Source organism: Microvirga ossetica, from assembly GCF_002741015.1.
Classification (GTDB): Bacteria; Pseudomonadota; Alphaproteobacteria; order Rhizobiales; family Beijerinckiaceae; genus Microvirga; species Microvirga ossetica.
The window spans coordinates 15,630-35,820 of the sequence record NZ_CP016621.1 but is presented as its reverse complement, the minus strand read 5'-3'; the positions used below and the strand labels follow the sequence as shown (position 1 = coordinate 35,820).

Annotated in this window: 27 protein-coding genes; 4 read left to right on the top strand and 23 right to left on the bottom strand. The window is 62.2% G+C overall.

The window, feature by feature from the left end; genetic code table 11:
* Window positions 1-87 precede the first annotated feature (87 nt).
* Window positions 88-639 (top strand): hypothetical protein, encoded by a 552-nt coding sequence (locus tag BB934_RS46010; protein ID WP_099516197.1) that lies wholly within the window; start codon window positions 88-90, stop codon window positions 637-639.
* A 99-nt stretch (window positions 640-738) separates the two neighbouring features.
* Here BB934_RS46010 and BB934_RS46005 read toward each other — a convergent pair whose 3' ends face one another.
* The 8 genes from BB934_RS46005 to BB934_RS45970 form a co-directional block, all read right to left on the bottom strand.
* On the bottom strand, window positions 739-930 hold the full coding sequence (locus BB934_RS46005; protein WP_099516196.1) for a hypothetical protein: 192 nt from the start codon (window positions 928-930) through the stop codon (window positions 739-741).
* 267 nt (window positions 931-1,197) lie between these two features.
* A complete protein-coding gene (locus BB934_RS46000) occupies window positions 1,198-2,118 on the bottom strand; it encodes an HIRAN domain-containing protein (protein ID WP_157934758.1) in 921 nt (306 codons plus the stop codon).
* Between the two features lie 90 nt (window positions 2,119-2,208).
* Complete coding sequence (locus tag BB934_RS45995; RefSeq protein ID WP_099516194.1) at window positions 2,209-2,706, bottom strand: hypothetical protein; 498 nt, start codon at window positions 2,704-2,706, stop codon at window positions 2,209-2,211.
* A gap of 43 nt (window positions 2,707-2,749) precedes the next feature.
* Entirely contained in the window at window positions 2,750-3,025 is a 276-nt protein-coding gene (locus BB934_RS45990; RefSeq protein ID WP_099516193.1) for a hypothetical protein, read from the bottom strand.
* A gap of 106 nt (window positions 3,026-3,131) precedes the next feature.
* Window positions 3,132-3,356, bottom strand: coding sequence for a hypothetical protein (locus BB934_RS45985; protein WP_099516192.1), 225 nt, complete (start codon window positions 3,354-3,356; stop codon window positions 3,132-3,134).
* The gene (locus tag BB934_RS45980; protein WP_099516191.1) at window positions 3,353-3,619 is read right to left on the bottom strand and encodes a hypothetical protein; all 267 of its coding nucleotides are present in this window, start codon (window positions 3,617-3,619) and stop codon (window positions 3,353-3,355) included. Before BB934_RS45980 ends, BB934_RS45985 begins: the two co-directional genes overlap by 4 nt.
* Before the next feature lie 41 nt (window positions 3,620-3,660).
* On the bottom strand, window positions 3,661-4,629 hold the full coding sequence (locus tag BB934_RS45975) for an ArdC family protein (RefSeq protein WP_099516190.1): 969 nt from the start codon (window positions 4,627-4,629) through the stop codon (window positions 3,661-3,663).
* 305 nt (window positions 4,630-4,934) lie between these two features.
* Window positions 4,935-5,843 (bottom strand): Tar ligand binding domain-containing protein, encoded by a 909-nt coding sequence (locus tag BB934_RS45970; RefSeq protein ID WP_099516189.1) that lies wholly within the window; start codon window positions 5,841-5,843, stop codon window positions 4,935-4,937.
* Between the two features lie 248 nt (window positions 5,844-6,091).
* Here BB934_RS45970 and BB934_RS45965 point away from each other — a divergent pair, with 248 nt between their 5' ends.
* The 3 genes from BB934_RS45965 (at window position 6,092) to BB934_RS45955 (ending at window position 7,346) form a co-directional block, all read left to right on the top strand.
* The gene (locus tag BB934_RS45965) at window positions 6,092-6,340 is read left to right on the top strand and encodes a type II toxin-antitoxin system CcdA family antitoxin (RefSeq protein ID WP_099516188.1); all 249 of its coding nucleotides are present in this window, start codon (window positions 6,092-6,094) and stop codon (window positions 6,338-6,340) included.
* Between the two features lie 4 nt (window positions 6,341-6,344).
* Complete coding sequence (locus BB934_RS45960) at window positions 6,345-6,647, top strand: CcdB family protein (RefSeq protein ID WP_099516187.1); 303 nt, start codon at window positions 6,345-6,347, stop codon at window positions 6,645-6,647.
* A gap of 159 nt (window positions 6,648-6,806) precedes the next feature.
* Window positions 6,807-7,346 (top strand): hypothetical protein, encoded by a 540-nt coding sequence (locus tag BB934_RS45955; RefSeq protein ID WP_157934757.1) that lies wholly within the window; start codon window positions 6,807-6,809, stop codon window positions 7,344-7,346.
* 171 nt (window positions 7,347-7,517) lie between these two features.
* Here BB934_RS45955 and BB934_RS45950 read toward each other — a convergent pair whose 3' ends face one another.
* The 15 genes from BB934_RS45950 to BB934_RS45885 all read right to left on the bottom strand — a co-directional run bounded on the left by BB934_RS45950 (window position 7,518) and on the right by BB934_RS45885 (window position 20,171).
* On the bottom strand, window positions 7,518-8,891 hold the full coding sequence (locus BB934_RS45950) for a hypothetical protein (protein ID WP_157934756.1): 1,374 nt from the start codon (window positions 8,889-8,891) through the stop codon (window positions 7,518-7,520).
* A gap of 98 nt (window positions 8,892-8,989) precedes the next feature.
* Window positions 8,990-9,427: a MerR family transcriptional regulator gene (locus BB934_RS45945; RefSeq protein ID WP_099516184.1), complete on the bottom strand. Its 438-nt coding sequence runs from the start codon at window positions 9,425-9,427 to the stop codon at window positions 8,990-8,992.
* 161 nt (window positions 9,428-9,588) lie between these two features.
* Window positions 9,589-9,987, bottom strand: a complete 399-nt coding sequence (locus BB934_RS45940; protein WP_099516183.1) for a hypothetical protein — start codon at window positions 9,985-9,987, stop codon at window positions 9,589-9,591.
* Entirely contained in the window at window positions 9,987-10,361 is a 375-nt protein-coding gene (locus tag BB934_RS45935) for a hypothetical protein (RefSeq protein WP_099516182.1), read from the bottom strand. The genes BB934_RS45940 and BB934_RS45935 overlap by 1 nt, the downstream gene beginning before the upstream one ends.
* A gap of 212 nt (window positions 10,362-10,573) precedes the next feature.
* Window positions 10,574-11,200, bottom strand: coding sequence for a hypothetical protein (locus BB934_RS45930; protein WP_099516181.1), 627 nt, complete (start codon window positions 11,198-11,200; stop codon window positions 10,574-10,576).
* A 130-nt stretch (window positions 11,201-11,330) separates the two neighbouring features.
* Entirely contained in the window at window positions 11,331-11,534 is a 204-nt protein-coding gene (locus BB934_RS48310; protein ID WP_157934755.1) for a hypothetical protein, read from the bottom strand.
* Between the two features lie 165 nt (window positions 11,535-11,699).
* Window positions 11,700-11,873, bottom strand: a complete 174-nt coding sequence (locus BB934_RS48305) for a hypothetical protein (protein ID WP_157934754.1) — start codon at window positions 11,871-11,873, stop codon at window positions 11,700-11,702.
* A 41-nt stretch (window positions 11,874-11,914) separates the two neighbouring features.
* The gene (locus BB934_RS45920) at window positions 11,915-12,541 is read right to left on the bottom strand and encodes a hypothetical protein (protein ID WP_099516179.1); all 627 of its coding nucleotides are present in this window, start codon (window positions 12,539-12,541) and stop codon (window positions 11,915-11,917) included.
* A 182-nt stretch (window positions 12,542-12,723) separates the two neighbouring features.
* Complete coding sequence (locus BB934_RS45915) at window positions 12,724-13,353, bottom strand: hypothetical protein (protein ID WP_099516178.1); 630 nt, start codon at window positions 13,351-13,353, stop codon at window positions 12,724-12,726.
* Window positions 13,354-13,521: 168 nt separating this feature from the next.
* Window positions 13,522-14,163, bottom strand: coding sequence for a hypothetical protein (locus BB934_RS45910; protein WP_099516177.1), 642 nt, complete (start codon window positions 14,161-14,163; stop codon window positions 13,522-13,524).
* Window positions 14,164-14,317: 154 nt separating this feature from the next.
* Complete coding sequence (locus BB934_RS45905; RefSeq protein ID WP_099516176.1) at window positions 14,318-15,289, bottom strand: hypothetical protein; 972 nt, start codon at window positions 15,287-15,289, stop codon at window positions 14,318-14,320.
* Between the two features lie 325 nt (window positions 15,290-15,614).
* Window positions 15,615-17,018, bottom strand: a complete 1,404-nt coding sequence (locus BB934_RS45900; protein WP_099516175.1) for a hypothetical protein — start codon at window positions 17,016-17,018, stop codon at window positions 15,615-15,617.
* Window positions 17,019-17,171: 153 nt separating this feature from the next.
* Window positions 17,172-17,510: a hypothetical protein gene (locus BB934_RS45895; RefSeq protein ID WP_099516174.1), complete on the bottom strand. Its 339-nt coding sequence runs from the start codon at window positions 17,508-17,510 to the stop codon at window positions 17,172-17,174.
* Between the two features lie 132 nt (window positions 17,511-17,642).
* Window positions 17,643-18,497: a hypothetical protein gene (locus tag BB934_RS45890; protein ID WP_099516173.1), complete on the bottom strand. Its 855-nt coding sequence runs from the start codon at window positions 18,495-18,497 to the stop codon at window positions 17,643-17,645.
* Between the two features lie 135 nt (window positions 18,498-18,632).
* Window positions 18,633-20,171, bottom strand: a complete 1,539-nt coding sequence (locus tag BB934_RS45885) for a hypothetical protein (RefSeq protein ID WP_099516172.1) — start codon at window positions 20,169-20,171, stop codon at window positions 18,633-18,635.
* Between the last annotated feature and the right edge of the window lie 20 nt (window positions 20,172-20,191).

Genomic DNA, 20,191 nt, shown 5'->3' with positions numbered 1-20,191 from the left:
CGCCTTACACTACGGGGAGGCCATTAGGAGCGTCCCACGACGCATTCCGGCCGTGCCATTTCGCGTCGTCGGCCCTATGATGTGCGGATGCGCTTCTGGTGGATGAAAACGAGCGAGGCATGGCCCGATAGTTCATGGCTCGAAACCAGCCTCACGGCATTCGACGAGGATCGGCCGCACTGCGAGGGCGACGGGTTGTGGGACATTTACGTCGGCGGCGTTCATCAAGAGCCGCACGGTCCCCAAAAGGGAACGTGGGTCTGGTCAGTGACCGCGACCTTCCCCGGCCCCAGGTGTCCGTTCACGACCAACGGACGTGAAGAGACGCGCAAAGCGGCGGGCCAGCGGGTCCGCGAAACGTATGAGAAGATGGTTGCGTTCTACGCGGCCAATCCCTGGCCGGGTCCGCAACAAACGCTGCCGGAATACCTGATCGACAGTGCCGGGGCGGCCGGCGACGATGATGACGCATCGCTGGAGGACGCGCTTCGCCAGGTGCGGGCGACATGGGACTTGCCCCGCGCAGCGATGAGGGTGACGACGGCGACCCGCCGCCGTTCCTGTGAGGATCGTTCTCGCGCCGGGTTGTCTCTACCCCATCCCGGCCCGACTTTGGCCTGTGCGGGGCTGAATCCGTGAGCGGATATTCCTAAACGGGCCACTTCGAGCGTCAGGACTGGTTCCCGGCCGGATTGCGGCGGGAACCAGTCCGAGGTCGGCCCGCGTCGTCCGTGGCGGTTACTGCCTCACGATCCGAAGGAGTGCCGCGCTGCCGCCAAGGGCGATCATCATCAGGACTCCGAAGGCCTGGCTGGTCATCAGTGACGGGTGATCTCCCGCATTGAGCGCGAGAGAGACCATCAGCGCGACGGCCTCGCAGGTCATGAAGGCGATTGCGAGTTGAAGGAGGTCTGGCTTGTTGGAGTTCATAGGCTTTTGCTCGTTAGTCAGGGTTTGAAATTGACCCTGCCGGGAGCCGCCGTGCCGACGCGTCCTTTCGCCCAAGCACGACACATCCCCGGCAAAGCCGGCGGGTGGTCGGTTGGGCGCGTCCGATGGCGCAAACCGTTATCGGCAACGAAAGATGATAAGCGGGATCAAATCGTAGGCTCGTCCCGCAGTTCGGACACCTGGGCCAAATGGCCATTCAAGAGATTGGGAGCTCCCGCTGGCGATTCAAGGGTTGCGGATGCACGATCAGAGGATCACCACGCCGCCCGGATCGCGTTGCGACTCCAACTCCCGCAAACGACGTTCCAGCGGTTCGAGGATGCTGCGGATCGTGGATGCCGTCGTGGCAACCTTCCGCGTCTGCGAGAAGGCGAACAGCGGATACGTGACCTGACCCTTGCGGCGGGTGTTGTAGCTGATCGTCGCCCACGGCTTCGTCTTGGCCGGGATCGTGCGCCCGCGCTCCCTCCAGATGTTCTTCGTCGCCAGGCAAGCCGGGACCTGATCCCACCAGGGGAAGACTACGCCCTGCTCCGGAGGCGGCGCGTTGTGGCCCTCGGGCAAGGCTTCCTGCGCCTCCGTGAGCGTCGCCAGCGCGGCGACGGCATCACGCATCCGGTTGATCCGGTCGCGTTGCCAAACCTTGTCCGAATCCCTGGCCCTCTTGGCATGGGTGCGCTCACGCTCCCTGCCCTCGGTCGCGGCCTCGGCTTCGAGGAAGGCCCAACGCGCGGCGTGTTCCTCGCGCTCCAAGCGGACCCTGACGGCTTCCCGGTGCCGATCCTCCGTGACGGCCGCGCCGACGAGGACGACCTTCACGGACCACGCTTCACCGCTGCCGCCGTTCAATGCGTAGGCGCGGAGATCGCGGTCGGCATCCATTTCCGGCGCGAGGTCGGCGGCGAGGAAAGCCGGGACGTGACCCAGCTTGTGACGGCCGTTGCGAAACCAGATCTCGATCGCGTTCGAGTCCTTGGGATTGGTCGGCCGGCGAACCACTTGAAGCCGCTCATTGGGCTGTGGACGCAGGAGTTCGTCGCGCAACTCGTCCTTCTCGTCGTAGTCGCCGTATTGCAAGCCGGCGACCGGAGCCTGACACCAGCGCGTCCCGGGCCGTTCCCCGAGTTCCGTCAGGAGGTCGTCAATCGGAATGAGATCGTGATACATCGGCGGCACCTCCCTGATTTTTGTCGTTGTCGTCATCCCTGAAAGGAAAGGGGCCGCGTGGCCCCCATTCCGTTGTCGTTTCGTTCCCGGCTACATCCGCATCCCGTAGGTTCCGGTGTAGCGGGGACGGTCGCCCTGATCGGCGGCGTATTGGGTCCGTGATCCCATCGTCGGCCTGTCGGCGCGGCTCCGCGCCCTGCTGCGGTCGCGCTCGAACGGATCGAATCCCAACTTGCCGAACAAGGCCCGCTGCTTCTCCATCTTGTTGTCCAGCGGAGGATCGAAGGACAGCATTTGCGAGTCCTCCCGCTTCCGGAAGTAGGAGCCGTCCTCGGAGCGCCAGACGCTGTAGGTGCGGCCGACCCACGACCTCCCATCCGGCTCACCCGGCTTCGGGATCGGCTGACCCGGTTTGCGGGCATCTCGAACCATCGTGAAGACCAGGGCCCCTTCCCGCTGCGGGCAGAAATCGAGGACTTTGGCGTGTTCGATTTCCTCGTAGTCCCAAATGCCCGGGGCGTTCATAATGAACTCGTCCCTGACCGCCTTCTCCGTCACCGGATCCAATTTCTTCCTCTGCTTTCCCATCGCGTAACCCTCCGTGGGTTTGGCGCAACCTGAAATGCTGCGCCTAATGGGAGCGACGGCTGTAGACGTGCAAGGCACAAGCCACGGCTTGGGCCATTCCTTCCTCGATCGTGTCGCAAGTGCCGGATCCCTCGTCGGCGGGTGTCTCCCAGGACACCGACCAGTTCCAGCCTTCCCCGCTGACATGGCGGACGACGTGCATCCGGCGCACGGTGTCGAGATGCCAGGAATCCTTCGACAATCCGAACGCCTCCGCCTCGTAATGGCCTTCCTTGGCCGCCCAAGGGGTGATCCGGACTTCGTGGGTAGCGTCTGCCATCGGTTCCCTCCACGCTGTTATGTAATCATATGATGGAGGTAAAACGCACCCAGTGCAAGTCGCCGGCGAAAATCCAGGCGGCTCCGCAACATGAAAAAGGCCGCTGTTACGCGGCCTGATCGTGGTCCTCTTCCTCCTCGTCAGTGCCGTCGATCGGCTCGTCCTCGCTGGCGACCCACACGGCGGCGAGTTCTACCTTGCAACCCCAGCCGAGGGCTTCGTTCAGGCTGTAGACGGCGGCGTTGAAATCGTCGTGGCCGTAAAGGAGGTAGTCGATCCCTTGCGTGTCCACGTCGCGGACGATGTAGCGGATGTGATTGCCCTTGCTCATTCGAACGTCACCACGCCTTTTGATACCAGCCATGCAAGGCCGTTCCCCCGGAGGCTGATGCCCCCGCCATCTGACGGCTTGTAAAAGGAAGGCGCATCCTCCACGGACAGGACCTCCACGACCCTGTAATCAAACCTGCCATCGTGAATTGCCGTGACCTCGCAAACCGATACCGTCACCTCCGTCCCTTTCTTGTCGCCATCCCTCCACGGCCGACTGTCGCGGCGCGTGAAGCGGGTTCCGACCTCGATCTTCCGTTCCATCTGCTCTCTCGTTCGCTGTCGTGCTGGATAGGAGGCCGCTGTTACGCGGCCTCCCTCATTTCCTCGATCTCGTCGTTGTCGTTGACCGGGATCGCCGCGACCTTCTCGCGGATCCAGTCCACGGCCTTCTGCGCCTCGCTGGCGGCACGGAAGAACGCCCTCTTGTCACCTTTCAGAAGGCTGATCCAGGAGCCGATGTATTCGGCGTGTTGGAGGCGGCCGGCGATGCCGAGTTCCGCGCACAGGAAAGCGGCCCCGAGTTCGGCAACCAGTTCCTCGTATGCGTAGGATTGCGATCCGAAACCGCCCTCCATCTTGCGGTTCATGCGGGTTCCGTGACCCGTCCAATGCGTCACTTCGTGAAGGAGCGTTGCTTTGTAGGCTTCCACGATCTCGAACGCCTCGACCTTCGGCATCCCGACGAAATCGAGCGCGGGGGAATAGAACGCCTTGTCCCCTCCGGTGCGGAGGTCAACGCTGAGTGCGTCAACGATCTCGCCCATGTCCTCCGGGAGATTGCTCACGACCTTGAGGTCCTCGACGTTCACGTCCAGTCCTTCGGTCTGCGCGATGTTTAAGACTGCGAATCCTTTCTGGAAGAAAATCTTGATCTGGCCGTTCTCGTCGGCGCGGGCCTTTTCCTCGTCAGTCTTAGCGTCAACCAACTTGGTCTGCATGTAATAGACGTAGGTCGCCTTGCTCCCCGGAAGCACCTTCCCGCCCATCTCGGAAATCTGCTTGAAGGTGGCGAAAGCGGGAACGGACCAGCCGTTGGCCGCGCAAGCACCGAGCAGGATCATGATGTTGATCCCACGATAAGCCTTGCGGCTGTAGAGGCTCAACGGAAGGCCGGAAGCGATGCAAGCCTTCCCGTCCGACTTCCACGGCTTCGCCCAGGTGGCAACGCCGCTCTCAAGGTCTGCAAGGATCGAGTCCGTGACGTTCTGGTAAACGTCGAAAGGCTTCTTGGCTTCGGTGGTCTTGGCGGGCTTCTTCGAGGTTTTCGCCATGTCGGTAACTCCCTTTCGAGGTCGTCAGCGTTTGGAGCCGCTAACCCTTATAATATGGGTGTAAAACGCACCCATGTCAAGCCGAGAACAAGGATTTATTATGTTGCCGCAAGGACTTACGAAGGACTCGCCATCATGAATCCTTTGGAAATCGAACCGTCCTTCTGACCTGAAACCCCGACCCAACTCTTTCTTCCTTTTCCCCCTCCACGCGCCGCGAGGTGCGATCCCGGGCGGTCACGCCCAAAGGAAAAACCCCGCTCTGGTGAACGGGGCTTGGGGAACGATCCGAAGGATTCGTGACGCTAGGCGGTCCTCACTTCCGACAGGAACGCCGACACCGCGTGGCCGAGGTCGTCGGAGTTGAGGGACAGTCCCTGCGCCGCCGTGAGGACCTGGCTTGCCGCCTCCCCTGTCTCGCCGGCACCCTGCCTGACGGAGCCGATGCCGCCAGTCACGGACTCGGTGCCACTCGCGGCCTCCTGGACGTTGCGCCCGAGGCCGGGGATCGTGGCCCTATAGTCGCCGCCGGCAAGGCGTTTCATGATCGCCGTCATCCCCTTTATGGGGTTCACGACCTGGAAGACCTTGACCCACAGGGCAAGGAGAAGGGCGACAAAGGCTCCGGTGAAGGCTACGACGGACCACATCTGCGCCCGGTGGTAAGTGGCCTCGGAACGCTCGTATTCCTTCCTGGTCTCGTCGGTCTGGATCGTGGCTAGCTGGCTGACTGTCTCAAGGATCGGGTCCATCGCCGGATTGAGGCGGTCGATCACGAAGCGGTCGTGGGCTTCCCTGTCCTTGGCTTGCATGATCCCGGCGAGGTCGGCCACGGCCGGCTTGGTGACTTCCCGCTGCTTCTGGGACTTGTCCGCAAGGGCCCGTTCGTCGGCCTCCATATGGGTCTTGAGATAGTCGCCCCACAGCCGCGAGACGTTGGCCTGTGCCTCGTTGACGCGCTCAAGCCCCGCCTCCCATGTCAACGCGCCGTCCTGGACCTTGTGGGCGGTATCAACGATGTTGACCGCGTAGAGGTCGGAGATGCCTTTCAGGTCACGCAGAGGCACGACCCGATCCCTATAGACGGCCTGGAGGCCGCGATTGGCGACGCTGGAGGCATACCAGCCGACACCGCCAACAACGACGACGGCCATGAAGAGCATCGACGCGGTGCCGATGAGCTTCGTGCGAATGGAAACGTTCTTGAATGACATGATGGGCTGCCCCTCCCTTTGTCGGCCACGTTATTGCGGCGCGTTACTTTGTGAGGGTGCGATTGGAACCCGGGCGGCGCAAGGTTCCGGACCCGGCTTCCCGAGGCAGCGATACAAGGGGCGCACACCGTCTCGACCCGCTCGAAGCCGCGAAAAGCGGACGGCGGTCAACAGGCTTCATGCTCACACTTTACAACATGAAGAATGCATATAGGGTATGTGCGTCATGATTTCCAAGGAGAGCCGCCATGCTTAAGCATGACAGCCGGGAGGCCAAGCCCCGCCGTCCGACGAATGTCACCTTGTCCCTTGATCTCGTCAACGAGGCCAAGGAGCTCCAGGTCAACGTCTCGCAAGCCTGTGAAAGCGGGCTGGCACAAGCGGTGGCCGATGCCCGACGCGCCCGGTGGCTGGAGGAAAACGAGGAAGCGTTCCGGGAGCATCGGGAGATGATCGAGCGCGAGGGACTGATCTTGGACGAGTTCAGGCAGTTCTGACCCGATGGCGCAATTCGACGTTTACGCCGGCATCGGCCGCAGCAAAGGCTACGTGGTCGAGCTACAGGCCGACTACATCCCCGAAAGGGTTCCGGTCAGGGTCGTCGCGCCGATGATCCCTGCCGGGAAGGTGAAGCCGATCACGAAGCTGACTCCGGTCGTCAGGTTCAACGATGCCGACTACCTCCTGCTGATCCATCAACTGGCCTCGGTTCCCGAGAGCCTGGTGCAGCATCCGGTCGGCAACCTTGCCGACGTGCAGGACGAGATCAAGCGCGCCCTCGATGTGCTGTTCATCGGCTTCTAATGGCAGGATTCAGGAGCCGGGTTCGCTTGGCTCCTCTCTGTTCCCAGCATGAAACACGGTGTCTCATTGGCTTACCGGAGCCGACCCAATCACTTTGCATCCCCACATTGAGGACAGCGGTGCTAAAGGTCGGCACCGCCGCCCACCAAGGAGTCCACATTGACCTCTACGCCCTCCCCTATGGAACCCGGATCTGAGTATGAGGACAACGAAGCCGAGCCTGTGATCCTGGATGGAGTCCGTTACCGCAGTCGCAACGAAGCCAAATGGGCCGTGTTCTTTCAATTGATCGACTGGGACGCTGCCTATGAAAAGGACAGGACGGGTAAATGGTGGGTGGACTTCACGATCAGAACCCATGACGGGCGCAAAGTCTTTGCCGAGGTCAAGCCGTTCATCACGGAACTCGGCTGGCCCACACAAAGCATTCACTTCGTGACTGAGGAGCTGCGCCTGAAAATGCTCGACGCAGTGAACCGTGGACTCTGTGACGAAGTGGTTCTGCTCTCGAATGGGGCTCAGAATTACGGAAGACACGATCGTGGCTACATCGGCCTTCGTCCCAGAACGGAGCCGGGCACCGAAGACGGTTTCCCGGCTAAATGGGAACGAGTGGGACTGCGCGCAGCCCCCGATGGAACCTACCTGTATGACTTCAAGCCTGGGCCGCTACCCGTCACCCCGGAAGAGAAGGCCTAGGTTTGGCTTAAAGCCATGAAGGAGCCGCCGATCGGATATGTATCCCGTCGACGCATCGGGGAGCTTTGGGCTCCAGCGAACGATAAGGTCAAGCGTCTCCCAACCGTTAAAAGGAAGCCGTCTGCCTAGGGAGCGGAGTGAGTCCGTGGAGGATGTTGTCATTGGTCATCGTCACTTGTCCAGCGACGCGTATCTAGCGGCGTTCAATACCTTGTCCCGCCGCCCGTCCATTAGGGCTTCGAGCGCGTTCTGCCCACCAAGTCCGAGATGGCGTTCAAGGAACCATTCCAGCCTCAACCACTGGTCCCTGATCGGCAACTCCGCCAAGGCCTCGCGGACCCCCAAGACGGTCATCGCATCCTTGAGCTGGAAGGCCGGATACATCATCCGCCCGTCCATCTCGATGCCAATGAAGGTGCCTTCCTCGACGGCACGGCGCAGGTAGTCCACAGAGCTCTGGAGCCACCCCGCGGCCAGTTCCTCCTCGACGAAGCCGCCGACCAGCCGGATGACCTCGCGCTTGCGCTCGTCGCCGTGACGCGGCGCGCCCTCCCCCTCCTGCAAGGGATCGTGCTTCCGGACGTGATCGACCAGTTTCCTGCCGTGCATCACCGAGCCGTAGGAAGGTTCCAGGTATCGCTTTGGCTTCGAGATCTCGCCCGTCAGCGGCTCGTAGCCGTCCGCGCTTGCGGCGACTGCCAGCCAGCCCAGTGCCGCTCGGGTGTGTTCGCGGTCAAGGGTGATCGGTTCCCCCAGCCCCGCGGACCAGACGGCCCTGGTGACGGACGCGCAAGCCACGTCCAGTTGCGCCACCCTGTTCCCCAAGGATGCCTGATAGACGCGGACGCGGAGCCGCCTGTCGTGGTCCTGCGGCGGCAAGGCCGCAAGGACGGCATCGAGCCGTTCCATGCGCTCGATGTCAGACACGTCATTGAGGGAAGCCCTGCGGAGCTCGATGGCGGCCCACACGAGCGGTTGCATCGCCGGATCCTCGGTCGCTCGTGCATCATTGAAGAGGCGGCTCGCGAACGTGTGCATGTCCCGGTGGATGCTGGCGTGATAGAACGGCAACCCGCACATCAGGTCGAGGGTGTCGGGATACGCCCTGCCAGTCGCCAGTTCAGCCATGCGGTCGATCATGTGCCGGATCGCGTCCTCGTTCGCGGGATCGCCGGATGGGCGCCGATCGGCATCCTTCCCTTCGAATCCGAGCGCGGCAAGATAGCGACGGCACCGCCGTCCGTCCGTCAGCGTCCAGGTGGGGAGCGCATCCATGAGCGTCCGCACGGCTTCGGCCAGTTCCTTGTCGGTCCTCGCCTTGTCGATGGCGGCAAGCTTCAACGCCTCCAGCGCGGCTCGATACTCGGGTCCGGCCCATGCCTTGTCCTGTGCCTCGAATTCACGAAGTCGCCCGAGGGCCATGTCAGCGTAGACGGTCATGTCCTCGCGGATGCTGCCCCGGAAGAACGGCAACCCGTCCTCGAGGTCGTCGGTGTAGGGAAGACAACGTCCCTCTAGGATGTGCTTGCGGAGTTCGTCGCTCATGGAGCCTCCATCGATCATGACAGCTTCGTTTCGTCCGGTTCGACTGGGACAGGAGCAATCCGCAATCCCTGCTCAAACCGAACATGCAAGCCCTTACGTCAATCAGGCTTGCCCCATGGGTCATCATCGCCCTTATCAGGGTTGTCCGGTAGCTCCACGTGACGCATCAACTGCCGATAGAGCTCGGCGCCAGAAATCTCGTCGCCCTCGGGGTTCTCTCGCCCGAGCCGGAACCACTGGCTGAGGGTCCGTGCAAGGCCGAGCTCGTAGGAAATCAGGTGGAGGTCTGCGATTTGGATCGTCCGCGTTCTTTTCTTCTTTGGCATCTCTGGATGCTTAATCACTTTCCCGACCAGGCACTGAACCCCCATTTCGGACATGCACCACTCATCCAGCAATGAAGCATCTGCCGCGCTCTCCGGAACTTCCCCTTGGCGGATCGCCTTGAGATCGGCCAGGTATCCCTCGACCTCCTCGATCTCGCGGTCCATACTCTCCAGCACCATCAGGTTATTCTTTGCCCCGAACTCGATCATTCGCGCTTCCCTCATGTGATTTGCGCGAGGACCTTGCCCGAAAATGAGATGCTTTCCCGGAGGGGCATTGGATGTATGGTGAATAAATCGTTAATCGGAAGGATTCAGTCGCTCCCGAGACCGCGCATCGACACTCCAAGGAATGCAGGAAGTGCCTCTTGCTACTCGTCAAGGAACCATCTGTAACTCTGGTTGACGCGCTTGGGATGGTCGCAAGGCTGGCCGAAAAAACCGGACACGGACAGGACGAGATCGGTGTCCGTCTCATGCTTGACGACCTCCACGGCCAGGCTCCGTCCGAGCTTGCCCGAAAGCCGATTGCCCTTGGTCCGGGCAACCACTCCGTCGATCCGGCAAGCCTCGGTCTGGTTCGACCGCCGCGTCAACACGTAGTCAACCTCGTAGGTGTTGCGGGCCAGCTTGCGGACCTGGAGCTCGCAATATGCGTCCTCGCCGCAGTCCCCGGCCCAATCGCCGTCCCACGGATCGCGGGCCTCCTGCGCCAGCGCGGGCGTTGCCGCAGCGAGGACGGCGGCGACCATGAGACAACGGATGCTCATCACGCGCCCTTCCTCGCAGGGCGACGGCGGTTTTTCGGCTCCGCCTCAAGGGCGCGAAGGACGGCCTCGCGCTCCCTCTTGAGGACGACGAAGAACGCCTGGACAACATCCGGAAGAGGAACAATCGTCTCGTCCGTCCGCCGTCTCACTCTCTCCCAGCCTTCCTGTGAGCGGTCCTGGATTCCGGTCAGTTCCTCGAAAACCTTTGTCGATTCCGCCACGCTCAAACGCGCGGCCTTAACGTCCTCGGGCGTGATGCGGAAAAACTGATCCGCAGCCGTCTTCTTGGGCTTCTTGTCAACATTCGAGACGGTGCGTTTCCGCACCTTCGAATCCTTGCCGCGGCTCGATCCCTTCGCCTTCTCTCTGACCATGACGTTCCCCCATTAGTCCTTGTTCCGTCCATTCCATCATTACGCTGACAGCGTAGTCGGTCAATGGAAAGATGGGGGAAGTAGGAAGAAAGAACCGGACGAATCCTGTGCCCCTTCTCCCCTGCCGTCGTCAGCCGGTCAACCCGCCGGCAGAAAAAGCGAAGGCCGGAAAGCGATCCCGGCCTTGTCGTCCGCTGCCACTGGTGAGCGACCTATTCCTTGCAACGGCCGATTTCGTCCGGGTCCGCCACTTCGAACGTCTCTAGCTGGAGTCCGTTGTCGCCCTCCTTGTCGAAGGGATTGATCCAGGTGTAGTCGGCCGCGATGATCTCGGACGACCGCCATCTGCCCTCGGGATGGACGGTGCCGATTCTGGCGATCCGGTTGTCCTTCTCGTCACAGAGCTCGAGGTCGATTGCATGTGCGCCCCACACTCCCGAATCCGCGTGGTCGATATGAACCGTCATAGGGAAGGTGTCGCTGTAGGGAAGCGAGGTGGCGGCGTCGTAATCAGCCGCCTCAAGAGTGATATACCAAGCCCTTCCGTATGGACCGTTGTCAACGTCCTGCTTTCTTGCGACACCGCCCTTGAGCCGCGCGAAGAACTTCCTCTGGAAGCTGTTCCAGCCTCCCCGGGGGATCCTGCACTCGAACACCCAGCCCGATTTCAGCTTGATCCTCACGCCGTCGATCTGCCCCTTCGAGTTGCGCTGCTCCTTCGGTTGCTCCTGCGGTGAAGCTTGGACGACCGAGTATCCCGGAGGAACGTCGTCGGCCAGGACGGGAGATGCCGCCAGGATGGAGACGGCGGCGATTGAAACGATGGACTGCTTGAACATACCGCTTCCTCCCTCGCTGGTGTGCATAAGTTAGCCTGTGTGCATAAGTGTCATTCGGTCAATGCGCCGGCACAAAAAAGAGCCGGAAATCCCGGCGCTTGGTCGTCGGCATTGATTGAATCCTTGGCTATCAGAACGCTTCCGGGAACCTGATCGAAGCGTCGGTGATCCGTCCCTCGTAAAGCTTCCCGCCGATAGGCTCGTTGGCCGGATGGACGACCTTGTTGTAGGGGGAGTTCGGAAAGTCGTCGCCCCAGCACTTGAACACGCGTCCGTCCCCAAACCCGAATGAGATTACGATGTTCTCGTAGCCGTTAGGGTCCTTCCAGTCCACGGAGCCCCACCCATGCCCCGGCTCGTGCCGGAGCCAGCCGGATTCCGACAGGGAGAAGTTGGCGTGGCTAGGAGGCTCGGTTGGCTCTGGACCTTTGGGATGTGAGTTTCGATAGACGACTTCCCTTCCTTTCAGGACGGTCGCGGCCAGTTCGAAGAACCGCACCTAGTCGGCATTGAGCGTCACGTTGTTTGCGAGGGTGCAGGACACCATCGTGCCGTGGCTGGTCTTCACGTCGAGGACTGCTGCCGTCCCCTTCTGTTGCGATGCCTCCGCCTGTCCGACGACGGCTAACACGCCAACGGCTGCGGATAGAATGATCGTTGCTGCCTTCTTCATGCTCTTCCCTCCCTCTGTTGAGTTGCTCGAATCCTTCGCCGTCACTCGATGGCGAAAACATCCGCTGACGTGATCGTGGCCCAACGATCGGGAGCCTTCCAGGCAGCGTCGAAAGCGGCCCATGCGGCCCCGCGCTCTTCGTCGGTGTAATCGGCAGCGTTGAACATCTTGAGTGGCTTGAAGCTGCCGTAGCTGATGACGTGGTTCGAGGGCGACGGCTGGCACCAGATTGTATCGGTCGGTCCGCCAAAGCTGATGTTCAATGCCCGGCCGGGATTGTTGAACACGCCGCCCGGAGCGTTCCAGATCGGATCGTCGGTGTTGGTGAAATCGCTCTTGGAAGCCGCATAGAACTGAAAGTTGGTGATACCAGAGGATCCCACGTAGACGGGAGCGAACCAGATGTGCAGCCCCAACGTGCTGTCGGCGTTGGCTTGCCAGCCGCCCTCCCACTCCAGGTCAACGTTTTGAGCCATCAGGCACTCGATCAGGAGCCCGTTACTGAACCCGAGGCGAATCCCCATGTCGCCAGTCTTGAAGGGTTCCGGTGGCGGAACTTGCGGCCCCCTGCCCTGAAAGCGGTAGACGAACCTGTCCGCCGCGCCAGCCGACGAGACGGTCCCCAGGGCGAGGATTGCGGCGAGAGTGGCGGTGACGAATGACTTCATAGGTTCCCTCCCTGCGGCGATACGATCCCCTCGGAGTGTGCGTAACTGCCTCTGTGTGCAAAAGTCTCGGCGGGTCAACGCGCCGGCAGGAATCAAGAATGACCCTCGGCTCCTGCTTCCTGTTCCCCAAATGGAAAGAGGCCGGGTTTCCGGCCTCCTTCTCGATCGCGCTGGTTGACGCGTTAGTTTTGGGTTTGAGTTGCGCCCGGGGTGGGACGAGCGGCGGCGTTCGCGCCGGCTCGGGCCCTGGCTTGTGCCTCGGCCCTGGCGGCGGCGTTCGGCATCGCCCCGGGGAACGCTCCCCGCATCCCTGCCGGCGGCGAGGCGGCAGCACCGGACGGAAGCCCGACCTCGGCCACGGTGGCGGTCACAACCTTGTCGTCGGCACGATCAATCGACCCTTGAGCCACCACGATCATCGGGCTGGCGCACAGGGTTTCCACGCCGACGATCGGATCAACAGGGCCGCGGGAGCGTCCGGTGACGAAGCCGATCCGGTCGTTTTCATCGGCCAGGTTGCCGACGATAAAGACGCTGACGCTTCCCGTGTTCCTATCGAATGGGGAGGGCACAACGTCCTTGCCGACGAGAGTCTGCGCCCGCGCGCCGTCCACGCGGGCATTGCAAGTCATCGCCCACCCGGCTGACGTGGCAACCGTCAGGACGCGCGGGGCTATGCCTGGCTGCGGCTTCGGAGCGTCCTTGGAAGCCTCCTTGGGCGCACCCTGCGTGGGTTCCTGCGCGTTCGCCGCCAGCGCAACCGCGCCGACCGCCGCCATCGCCAGAAGCACGATACCGATCCTGTTGAACATCCGTGACATCCCTTGTTGTTGTCTTCATAGGATCCAGTGTGCGCGTCGGCGGATTCCCGGTCCAGGGAGAACTACGCTGTGCGCGTAGTGAAACGACGGACGCACAAATCAAAGGGGGACTGAATCGCCCCCCTGGGTTGGCAACTTCCTGGGGTATGGTGCCCAGGATCAGAACGGTGCCTCAAGGGCCACCTGCGCGGACGTGACAGTCGTGTAGCGAGCGTCGTTCGCGGCAATGAACGCCGCCTTGCGCCCGTCGTAATCGGCAGCATCCCCCGCTCCCGCCGCCCAACCGTATTCGAGCGAGTAGTAGCTTCCGAGGGTAAGGGTGCCACGCGCGGACGGATTGCATCCGGCGATCGGGAGGCTCATCCCGATCGTGCCGCTGGGATCGTTGAGGTCGAAGGAACCGCTGTTCGATGCGCCGGAAACGTCCAGGTTCCCGTTCGAATCCGTGAAGCTGGTCTTGCTCGGATCATAGATCCCGAACCACTGCACGGTGTCGCCACCAGCAAGGCTGATCGGCTGGTAGTAGAACTTCTTCCCGACCAGTCCAGACGAGATCGGACCCTCCCACCCGCTGACGACGTTCTTCGGGATCGCATTCGAGATAAGGCACTTGAACGACATGCCGTTGCCAAGCGACACCACGGCGTAGGCCGACTTCAAGGCATTCGGTGCCTCCGGGGACTCAACCACCTCCGGGCCGCGTCCCTGGAAGCGGTAGTAGAATGCGGTGTCCGCGCTAACGGCGGTCGTGCCGAGAATGGTCGCTGCCGCGAGAATGGATGCGAATGCTAGCCTGAACATGCGTTACCTCCCTGTTGTAGTCCTGGATTCAGTGTGCTTGTCGGCGGAATCCCGGTCCAGGGAAAACTACGCTGTGAGCGTAACGAGCGACGGCGGCACAAAGAGAAAGAGGCCGGATCCGGCCTCTTGTCGTCGTATTCAAAGTGAACCCCGGCTACCAGGGCTCCTCGGTGTTTACCGTGACACTGGTGATCCTCGCCCAGCCCCCCGCAGGATCTCCCAGCGAGATGATGCTGTCGTGAGGTCCTGGGACCGAACCCGCCAAGACGTTGCCGCCGCAAGGTGCCACGCCGTTGAAGCAGACGTATTGATGCGGGCTTCCGGCATCCAGCGGGATTTCGATCAACCCTTCGATCGAATAGGGATCGGTCCAAGGGTCTGGATGGTTGGCGCGTCCATCCAGGAATACCTTGCCGAGACGGTAGTCACCGTAATCCCCGGTCCAGGCAACCGGGTTGAAGTAAACATCGGCACCGACGAACTTCGCCGCCTCGTTCCTGAACCCCTGAATGTCGCTTTCGAGGAAGTAGCCAGTCCCGTCCGACCCTCCGTAGGAGAAGGAGAAGCCGTTATCGAGCGTCAGGCGCATCGACACCGCCCAAAGCTTCGGCAGTGCCGGCCAAGGATTCCCGACCGGGACCGGGCCATCGTCAAGGGTTGCCGACGTGATGGTTTCCCACGCATCGCTGCCGCTCCCGTATGCCGTCACAACCGGAGTGCCATCACACACGGAAGCCCACTGGCCCGGGTCCGGATACTTCACGACATAGGACCCCGAGGTGCGAGGCACGTTGCCCCGGAAGCCCGAGAAATAGAGCTCGTAGATTTGGCGTTCCCTCCAGTTGTCCGCCTCTTCGTAGAGAGCCGTCGCCTGGGGATAGAAGGACTGCCCGACGATATAGGCGTCATGCCCTTCGCCCTCTTGAGCGGACTTGCACTTGATCTGCCATCCGGTCGAGGTCGTGGCCGTCAGCGTCTTGTGCGTGGGTGCCTCCGGGGGCTTTTCCACTGCCGCTGTGGGTGTTCCCCTGTAGCGGTAGAAATACCTTGTCTCGGCCGAGGCCGGGGCGATGAATGTTGCCGCAAGGAACGCGGCAAAGACTGTCGTGACTGATTTCCTGAACACCGCTAGCTGCCCCCCTTGTAATAGTGTGCAATACCAGCGTGTGCAAAAGGCACCCAGGGATCAATAGCCGGCGGGATCGACGCGCCGCCATACTGCCGAATCCTTGTCCAAACAGCCCAGCAGTCGATGGGGAGAAGGAAGAGGAAGTGAACCACGGCCCTCCCGGCTCTGGCCTCCTTCTTCCCCTAGACCCGAAGGGTCTTCTGCCGTCGTCAACATCCGTTACCGTGTGGTGACTCATAAAGGAGTCTCTATGGGTCGCCTGACGCTACCGGAGCGTCCCGCGCGGCGACACAAAGGCCGGGATCGCTCCCGGCCCTCGGTGTCAGAGGCCGTGCCGCGGTGCCTTGTCGCCGTTGCGGTCCCGCTTGGAACCGAACTTGTCCTTGTCGGCATCATCCAGGGCTTTGAGGCCCGCCACGAATGCGGACGGCTTGCGCGAACCGTGGGGATTGTAGGACTGGCCGGCCTTCTTCTCGTTGGCCTTGTCGTCTAGGAACTGCACGACCTCGATGTAGCCCCCTTCCCTCAAGGTCACGAAGGGCGGGTATTCGCCGCCGTTCTCGCGCATGACCTTGAAGCCCTTCTCACCGACCGAACTGACGATGTGGCCCGGTCCCATGATGGCGTTCGCCCTCTTCTCCAGTGCCTCGGCCTCAAGGATGCGGAGGGAGCGGTTAACGTCGGCCGCGTAGCCGGGGCTTGCCACGTTGACCCTTTCGGAGCGGAAGACGTAGGGACCGAACTCGTTGTTGCGCGTCACCTCGGCACCGACCTTCTCGGCGCGGGGCTGGAACTCGCGCAACTCACCATCAATGGCCGCGAGCTCCTTCGGATCGAGCGAAGCCCGGAACGCGGCAACCTCCCGCTTGTGATCGGCCATAACGGCCTTCTTGTCCGTCCCGGGAGCGGCATCAATGATCCGGTCGTGCGTCCGCTCGTCGATCGCCTTCCGGTCGAGGAACAGGCCGACCTTGCGGAAGTCGCCGGCGGCGAGTGGCTCGTTGCGGTTTGTCAGGATCGTGAACCCGCCGGCATCCTTCCCAATGTCGCGGCGGTCTGCCTCTCGCTGAGCCCGAAGCCCGGTCCCCTCAAGACGCTGGTCGAGAGCGGCCTTCTCCTTCTGGTGGATATGGGTCAGCGTCGCCTGGCGGGACCGGAACGTGAGCTCGCTGCCGTCCTGCCCGATCAGGGAAAGCTTCTCGCCGTCCTTGAACGTCATCCCGAGGCGCGTTGCGCGTTGCACGATCTCCGCCTTGTAAGCGGCCTCGATCGCCACGGCTTCCCGCTCCCAGGCATCCAGCTTCTGCCTGACGGCGAGGTAGTTACCCTCAACCAGCGTGTCGCCGCGAATCCGGCTGCTGTCGAAGCGGTTGACGATCTCGATGTTGGCCTTGCCGTCGTGGCGCACGAAGGCATCCGCAAGGTTGTGGGTCACGGCATTGTCGAACCGCTTCCGCAAGTCCACCAGTCCGTCGTGGATTTCCTGCACTTGCCGCTGGAACTCTTCCTTGCGGCCCGACTCCGCGTTGGCCCTCTCGGTGTCCTCCACCAGCTTGAGGTGGCCGCGGATGGCGTTCTCGTCGCCTCGCAGCACCTCGGCCCCGTCGAAGTCGAACATGATGTAGGAACCCGGTTTGGCCTTGTCGTCCACGATCAGGTAGTCATGGCTCTCGGCCCACATCGCCAGTGGATCGAACATATCCAGTCCCTGCTTCTCGTCCTCCATGATCTCCCCTCCCTTGTGATGAAGCCGCCGGCTGCGGCGACCTTCCATTGTGGCAAGCACGGACTCGCAAGCGTCAAAGGAAAAGGGCGGGAATGACCCCGCCCCCGATGCAATGCTTCGAACCTCGAAAGGACTGTTTCGAACCTCGAACAATCAGAGATCATGGTCCACTCCAGACCCCACGGTCCCTGTCGCGGTTTCGCTCGAACGGATCGCCGGCGGGCTCGGCCTGGTGTAAGGCTTGCCGGATGCCTTGCGCGGCTCGAAGGGTGCCTGTCCCGGCAAGGACTCGCGTTCGGCTTCATCCAGGTAGCGGGCCAGGTTCTCTATCGGCCCCCGGGCGACCACCCGGCCGTCCTTTCCCAAGAGCGTGTATTCCTTCCCGTCCAAGGGCAGGAGTGAAAACTTGCCTTTTGCCGCCCTCCTGCGAAAGACTGCCATCGCGCGGGCCTCGGCCTCCGGTCGGCACTCTTCCTTCTCGCGTTCGAACATCCGATCCTCCCTTATTGTGAGCCGCCAGCGCGGCGACGCTCTTAATGGTTTCCGTGATCATGCAAGCGTCAAAGAAAAGGGCCGGGTTGCCCCAGCCCTCCCAATTCCTTCTTCCTTTTCCCCGAGGTGGCATCACATGCCATAACCCTTCGAGGCACCGCGCTCCCGGGCGGTGTCCTTCTTGGCGAAGGGATCGCCGGCTTCCCTGCGGGGAGCGTTCGGGCCGTGGGAAATCCCGGCCTTGATCTCGGCACCCAGCCTGTCGATGGAAGCGGAAAGACTGGAGAAGTCGCCGTTGGCGATGACCTTGACGTTGCTCGGATTGCCGGGGCGAACCTGATCATGGTCGATCACGCCGACGACAAAGTTCGCATTGCCCCTTCCGATGTTGTTCCTGCCGATGTGGTAGCCGTCGCCCAATACCTTCTTGGCCTTCTTCATCAAGGCGGCTTCCTCTCGGTCGAAGAGGAACCGATCCGCGTCGGTCGCGGAGCCTTGGATGCCGAGAGCCTCCCCTTTTAGGGTGTAGAGGCTGTAGGTCGAAAAGTGGTTGTCACGCAGGACACGCACATCGACCTGCCCGGCACGTCGGCTGATTGCCTCATACTCGGCATCCTTCGCCTTGATCCAAGCGGGATCGGCCTTGGCGATGATCGCCGCTTCCTCGTCCTTGCGACGTGCGTAAGCTGTCGCGTTGGCCTCCGGTGTCGTGTCCTTCGGCATGGTTGCTTCCATGAGCCGCCGCAGACTGGCCGTGTCATCCAGATAGAGGCCAACCTTCTCGGCGTTGCCGAAAACCTTCACGACCTCTGAGCCGTTCCAATTGCCAGCGATCGCAACGTCACCGCGCTTGGCCTCGTCGTCCCAGGTGCCTTGGATGTATTTCACCTCGAACATCCCGGGGAACTCGGCCTCGACGCGCTGCTTGATCGCGTCGAAGTCCCTCCGCTGCTCGGCGGTCGCGTTAACGAACTCGAAAGCCTTCATCTGATGCCCTCCCTATGGTCCAAACCGGACCCCTAATGGTGAGGGACGATCCCCTGCAAGGGTCAATCGGTCGCGTGGTAAAGAAGAAGGGGCGGGAGAAATCCCGCCCCTCGGATTGTTTCGATCCTCGAAAGATCAGAAACCGTAGGACCTCGAGGTCTGGTTGCTCCGGTCGTCCTTGCGGTCGAACGCGCCGCCCTCGGTGCGCCGCTGCCACTGACCAGCGGGACGGCCGAGAAGACCCCTGCGCTGGGGAGCCGCCGAGGACTGGCGGGGACCGAACGGATCGGCGGCGGCGGTAGACTTGGCCTTGTGCTGTTCCTCGAACGCCACATCCCGACGATCCAGCCATCTCCGAAGATGATCCTCGTCCCCCTTGCGCGAGGAAATCACGAACTCGTTCGTTTCCTTCTTCCCCAAGACGAAGTTGACGTTGGAACCGTCGTCGTCGCAGTGGGCGTAGCAATCGAGGCCGTGCTTCTCGCCCCTCTTTCCGAGCTCGTTCACGACGGGAGCGGCGGCACTCATGGCGGAAGCCCTCAACCGCTGTATGTCGGTTTCGGGCCGGGACTGTGAGGCCACCGCAGCGGGAGCCGCCGGCCTGGAGAAGCCGGAACCGAGCGTGGGACGGCGAACCCTGCCAGCCTCGGGCTGGACGCGGGCCTGTGGCTGTGCCGGCGCGTTGGCCTGTGCCTCTGCCCGTAGCTGGGCCTGGAACTCACGCTCTGCGGCTAGGCGGGCTTCCGCCTCCTGACGGACCCGTTCCTCAATGCGGTCCAGCCTATCCACCGGAGCCGTGGCAACGATCCTGTCCGTTCCGCGCTCATGGAGCGAAAACGTGACCTTCATGTCGTCGCCGCAGCCCATCGCGGCATACAGGCCGTTCTTGGCGGCCTCGCGGTTGAGGACCGACAGCGTTTGAGTGTGAGGCTTCATCACCTCCTGCTTCTGCCTGGCGATCTCATGCGCCTTCTGCTGCTCCACGATGCAGGACCGCCGCCAGTTGACGGCCTCCATGACCTTCTCGAAGTCGCCGCCGGCCAGCCTGGAGAAGTAGGTATGGGCGCGGGAGGTGTTGTAGGAAACGTCGAACTGCCCCTCCCCCTTGTGAGTGACCTCCGCCTTGGCGAAGTCGTAGCGGTTGTCCTCCGGGTAGTCCTCCACCAGCTTGCTGATCGCGGCCTTGATCTCGTCGGCCTGACGGGCCCAAACCGCTTCCTTGTCCTCGGGGACGGGAGCGGCCGGAACCTCCGGAGCCGGGGCATTCGCCGCCGACAACTTGGCTTCCCAGCCAGCGATCGCTTCCTTCACGTCGTCTAGGTCGCCCCCCGCGATGGGTGCCTTCTGACCATCGGGCAACATCTCGAACACGCGGTATCCGCCTCCGGTCTCGAACTCCGCCTTGATGTTCCACTTGGCCCCATTCCCGAACCGATCCTCCAAGGCGTTCAGGGTGGCCTGGAGCTCTTCCACGTTCCTCTGGCCCTTCACGCCGTCCACGGCCTCCGCAAGCTTGCGGAAGTCGGGCACGATCGGGTCGCCCGGCACCTGGCCCAAGTCCAGGCCGTATTCATCGGCCATCTTCCTCAACAGCCTGTCAGCCATCTTGCTGCCGTCCAGAGCCCGATACGCGAGCTCGTAAGGCCCCATCTTCGCGTAATCCAGCCGTTCCATGATACATCCCCTCCCTGCTC

Excerpts from the sequence above, each read along its gene's own strand:
- BB934_RS45910 (WP_099516177.1), bottom strand. The coding sequence starts at position 14,163 with ATGTTCAGGCTAGCATTCGCATCCATTCTCGCGGCAGCGACCATTCTC.
- BB934_RS45965 (WP_099516188.1), top strand. The coding sequence starts at position 6,092 with ATGCTTAAGCATGACAGCCGGGAGGCCAAGCCCCGCCGTCCGACGAAT.
- BB934_RS45930 (WP_099516181.1), bottom strand. The coding sequence starts at position 11,200 with ATGTTCAAGCAGTCCATCGTTTCAATCGCCGCCGTCTCCATCCTGGCG.
- BB934_RS45950 (WP_157934756.1), bottom strand. The coding sequence starts at position 8,891 with ATGAGCGACGAACTCCGCAAGCACATCCTAGAGGGACGTTGTCTTCCC.
- BB934_RS46010 (WP_099516197.1), top strand. The coding sequence starts at position 88 with ATGCGCTTCTGGTGGATGAAAACGAGCGAGGCATGGCCCGATAGTTCA.
- BB934_RS45985 (WP_099516192.1), bottom strand. The coding sequence starts at position 3,356 with ATGAGCAAGGGCAATCACATCCGCTACATCGTCCGCGACGTGGACACG.
- BB934_RS45940 (WP_099516183.1), bottom strand. The coding sequence starts at position 9,987 with ATGAGCATCCGTTGTCTCATGGTCGCCGCCGTCCTCGCTGCGGCAACG.
- BB934_RS45975 (WP_099516190.1), bottom strand. The coding sequence starts at position 4,629 with ATGGCGAAAACCTCGAAGAAGCCCGCCAAGACCACCGAAGCCAAGAAG.
- BB934_RS46000 (WP_157934758.1), bottom strand. The coding sequence starts at position 2,118 with ATGTATCACGATCTCATTCCGATTGACGACCTCCTGACGGAACTCGGG.
- BB934_RS45900 (WP_099516175.1), bottom strand. The coding sequence starts at position 17,018 with ATGGAGGACGAGAAGCAGGGACTGGATATGTTCGATCCACTGGCGATG.
- BB934_RS45980 (WP_099516191.1), bottom strand. The coding sequence starts at position 3,619 with ATGGAACGGAAGATCGAGGTCGGAACCCGCTTCACGCGCCGCGACAGT.
- BB934_RS45895 (WP_099516174.1), bottom strand. The coding sequence starts at position 17,510 with ATGTTCGAACGCGAGAAGGAAGAGTGCCGACCGGAGGCCGAGGCCCGC.
- BB934_RS45995 (WP_099516194.1), bottom strand. The coding sequence starts at position 2,706 with ATGGGAAAGCAGAGGAAGAAATTGGATCCGGTGACGGAGAAGGCGGTC.
- BB934_RS45990 (WP_099516193.1), bottom strand. The coding sequence starts at position 3,025 with ATGGCAGACGCTACCCACGAAGTCCGGATCACCCCTTGGGCGGCCAAG.
- BB934_RS45935 (WP_099516182.1), bottom strand. The coding sequence starts at position 10,361 with ATGGTCAGAGAGAAGGCGAAGGGATCGAGCCGCGGCAAGGATTCGAAG.
- BB934_RS45970 (WP_099516189.1), bottom strand. The coding sequence starts at position 5,843 with ATGTCATTCAAGAACGTTTCCATTCGCACGAAGCTCATCGGCACCGCG.
- BB934_RS45885 (WP_099516172.1), bottom strand. The coding sequence starts at position 20,171 with ATGGAACGGCTGGATTACGCGAAGATGGGGCCTTACGAGCTCGCGTAT.
- BB934_RS45890 (WP_099516173.1), bottom strand. The coding sequence starts at position 18,497 with ATGAAGGCTTTCGAGTTCGTTAACGCGACCGCCGAGCAGCGGAGGGAC.
- BB934_RS45920 (WP_099516179.1), bottom strand. The coding sequence starts at position 12,541 with ATGAAGTCATTCGTCACCGCCACTCTCGCCGCAATCCTCGCCCTGGGG.
- BB934_RS45960 (WP_099516187.1), top strand. The coding sequence starts at position 6,345 with ATGGCGCAATTCGACGTTTACGCCGGCATCGGCCGCAGCAAAGGCTAC.
- BB934_RS45915 (WP_099516178.1), bottom strand. The coding sequence starts at position 13,353 with ATGTTCAACAGGATCGGTATCGTGCTTCTGGCGATGGCGGCGGTCGGC.
- BB934_RS46005 (WP_099516196.1), bottom strand. The coding sequence starts at position 930 with ATGAACTCCAACAAGCCAGACCTCCTTCAACTCGCAATCGCCTTCATG.
- BB934_RS45945 (WP_099516184.1), bottom strand. The coding sequence starts at position 9,427 with ATGATCGAGTTCGGGGCAAAGAATAACCTGATGGTGCTGGAGAGTATG.
- BB934_RS48305 (WP_157934754.1), bottom strand. The coding sequence starts at position 11,873 with ATGAAGAAGGCAGCAACGATCATTCTATCCGCAGCCGTTGGCGTGTTA.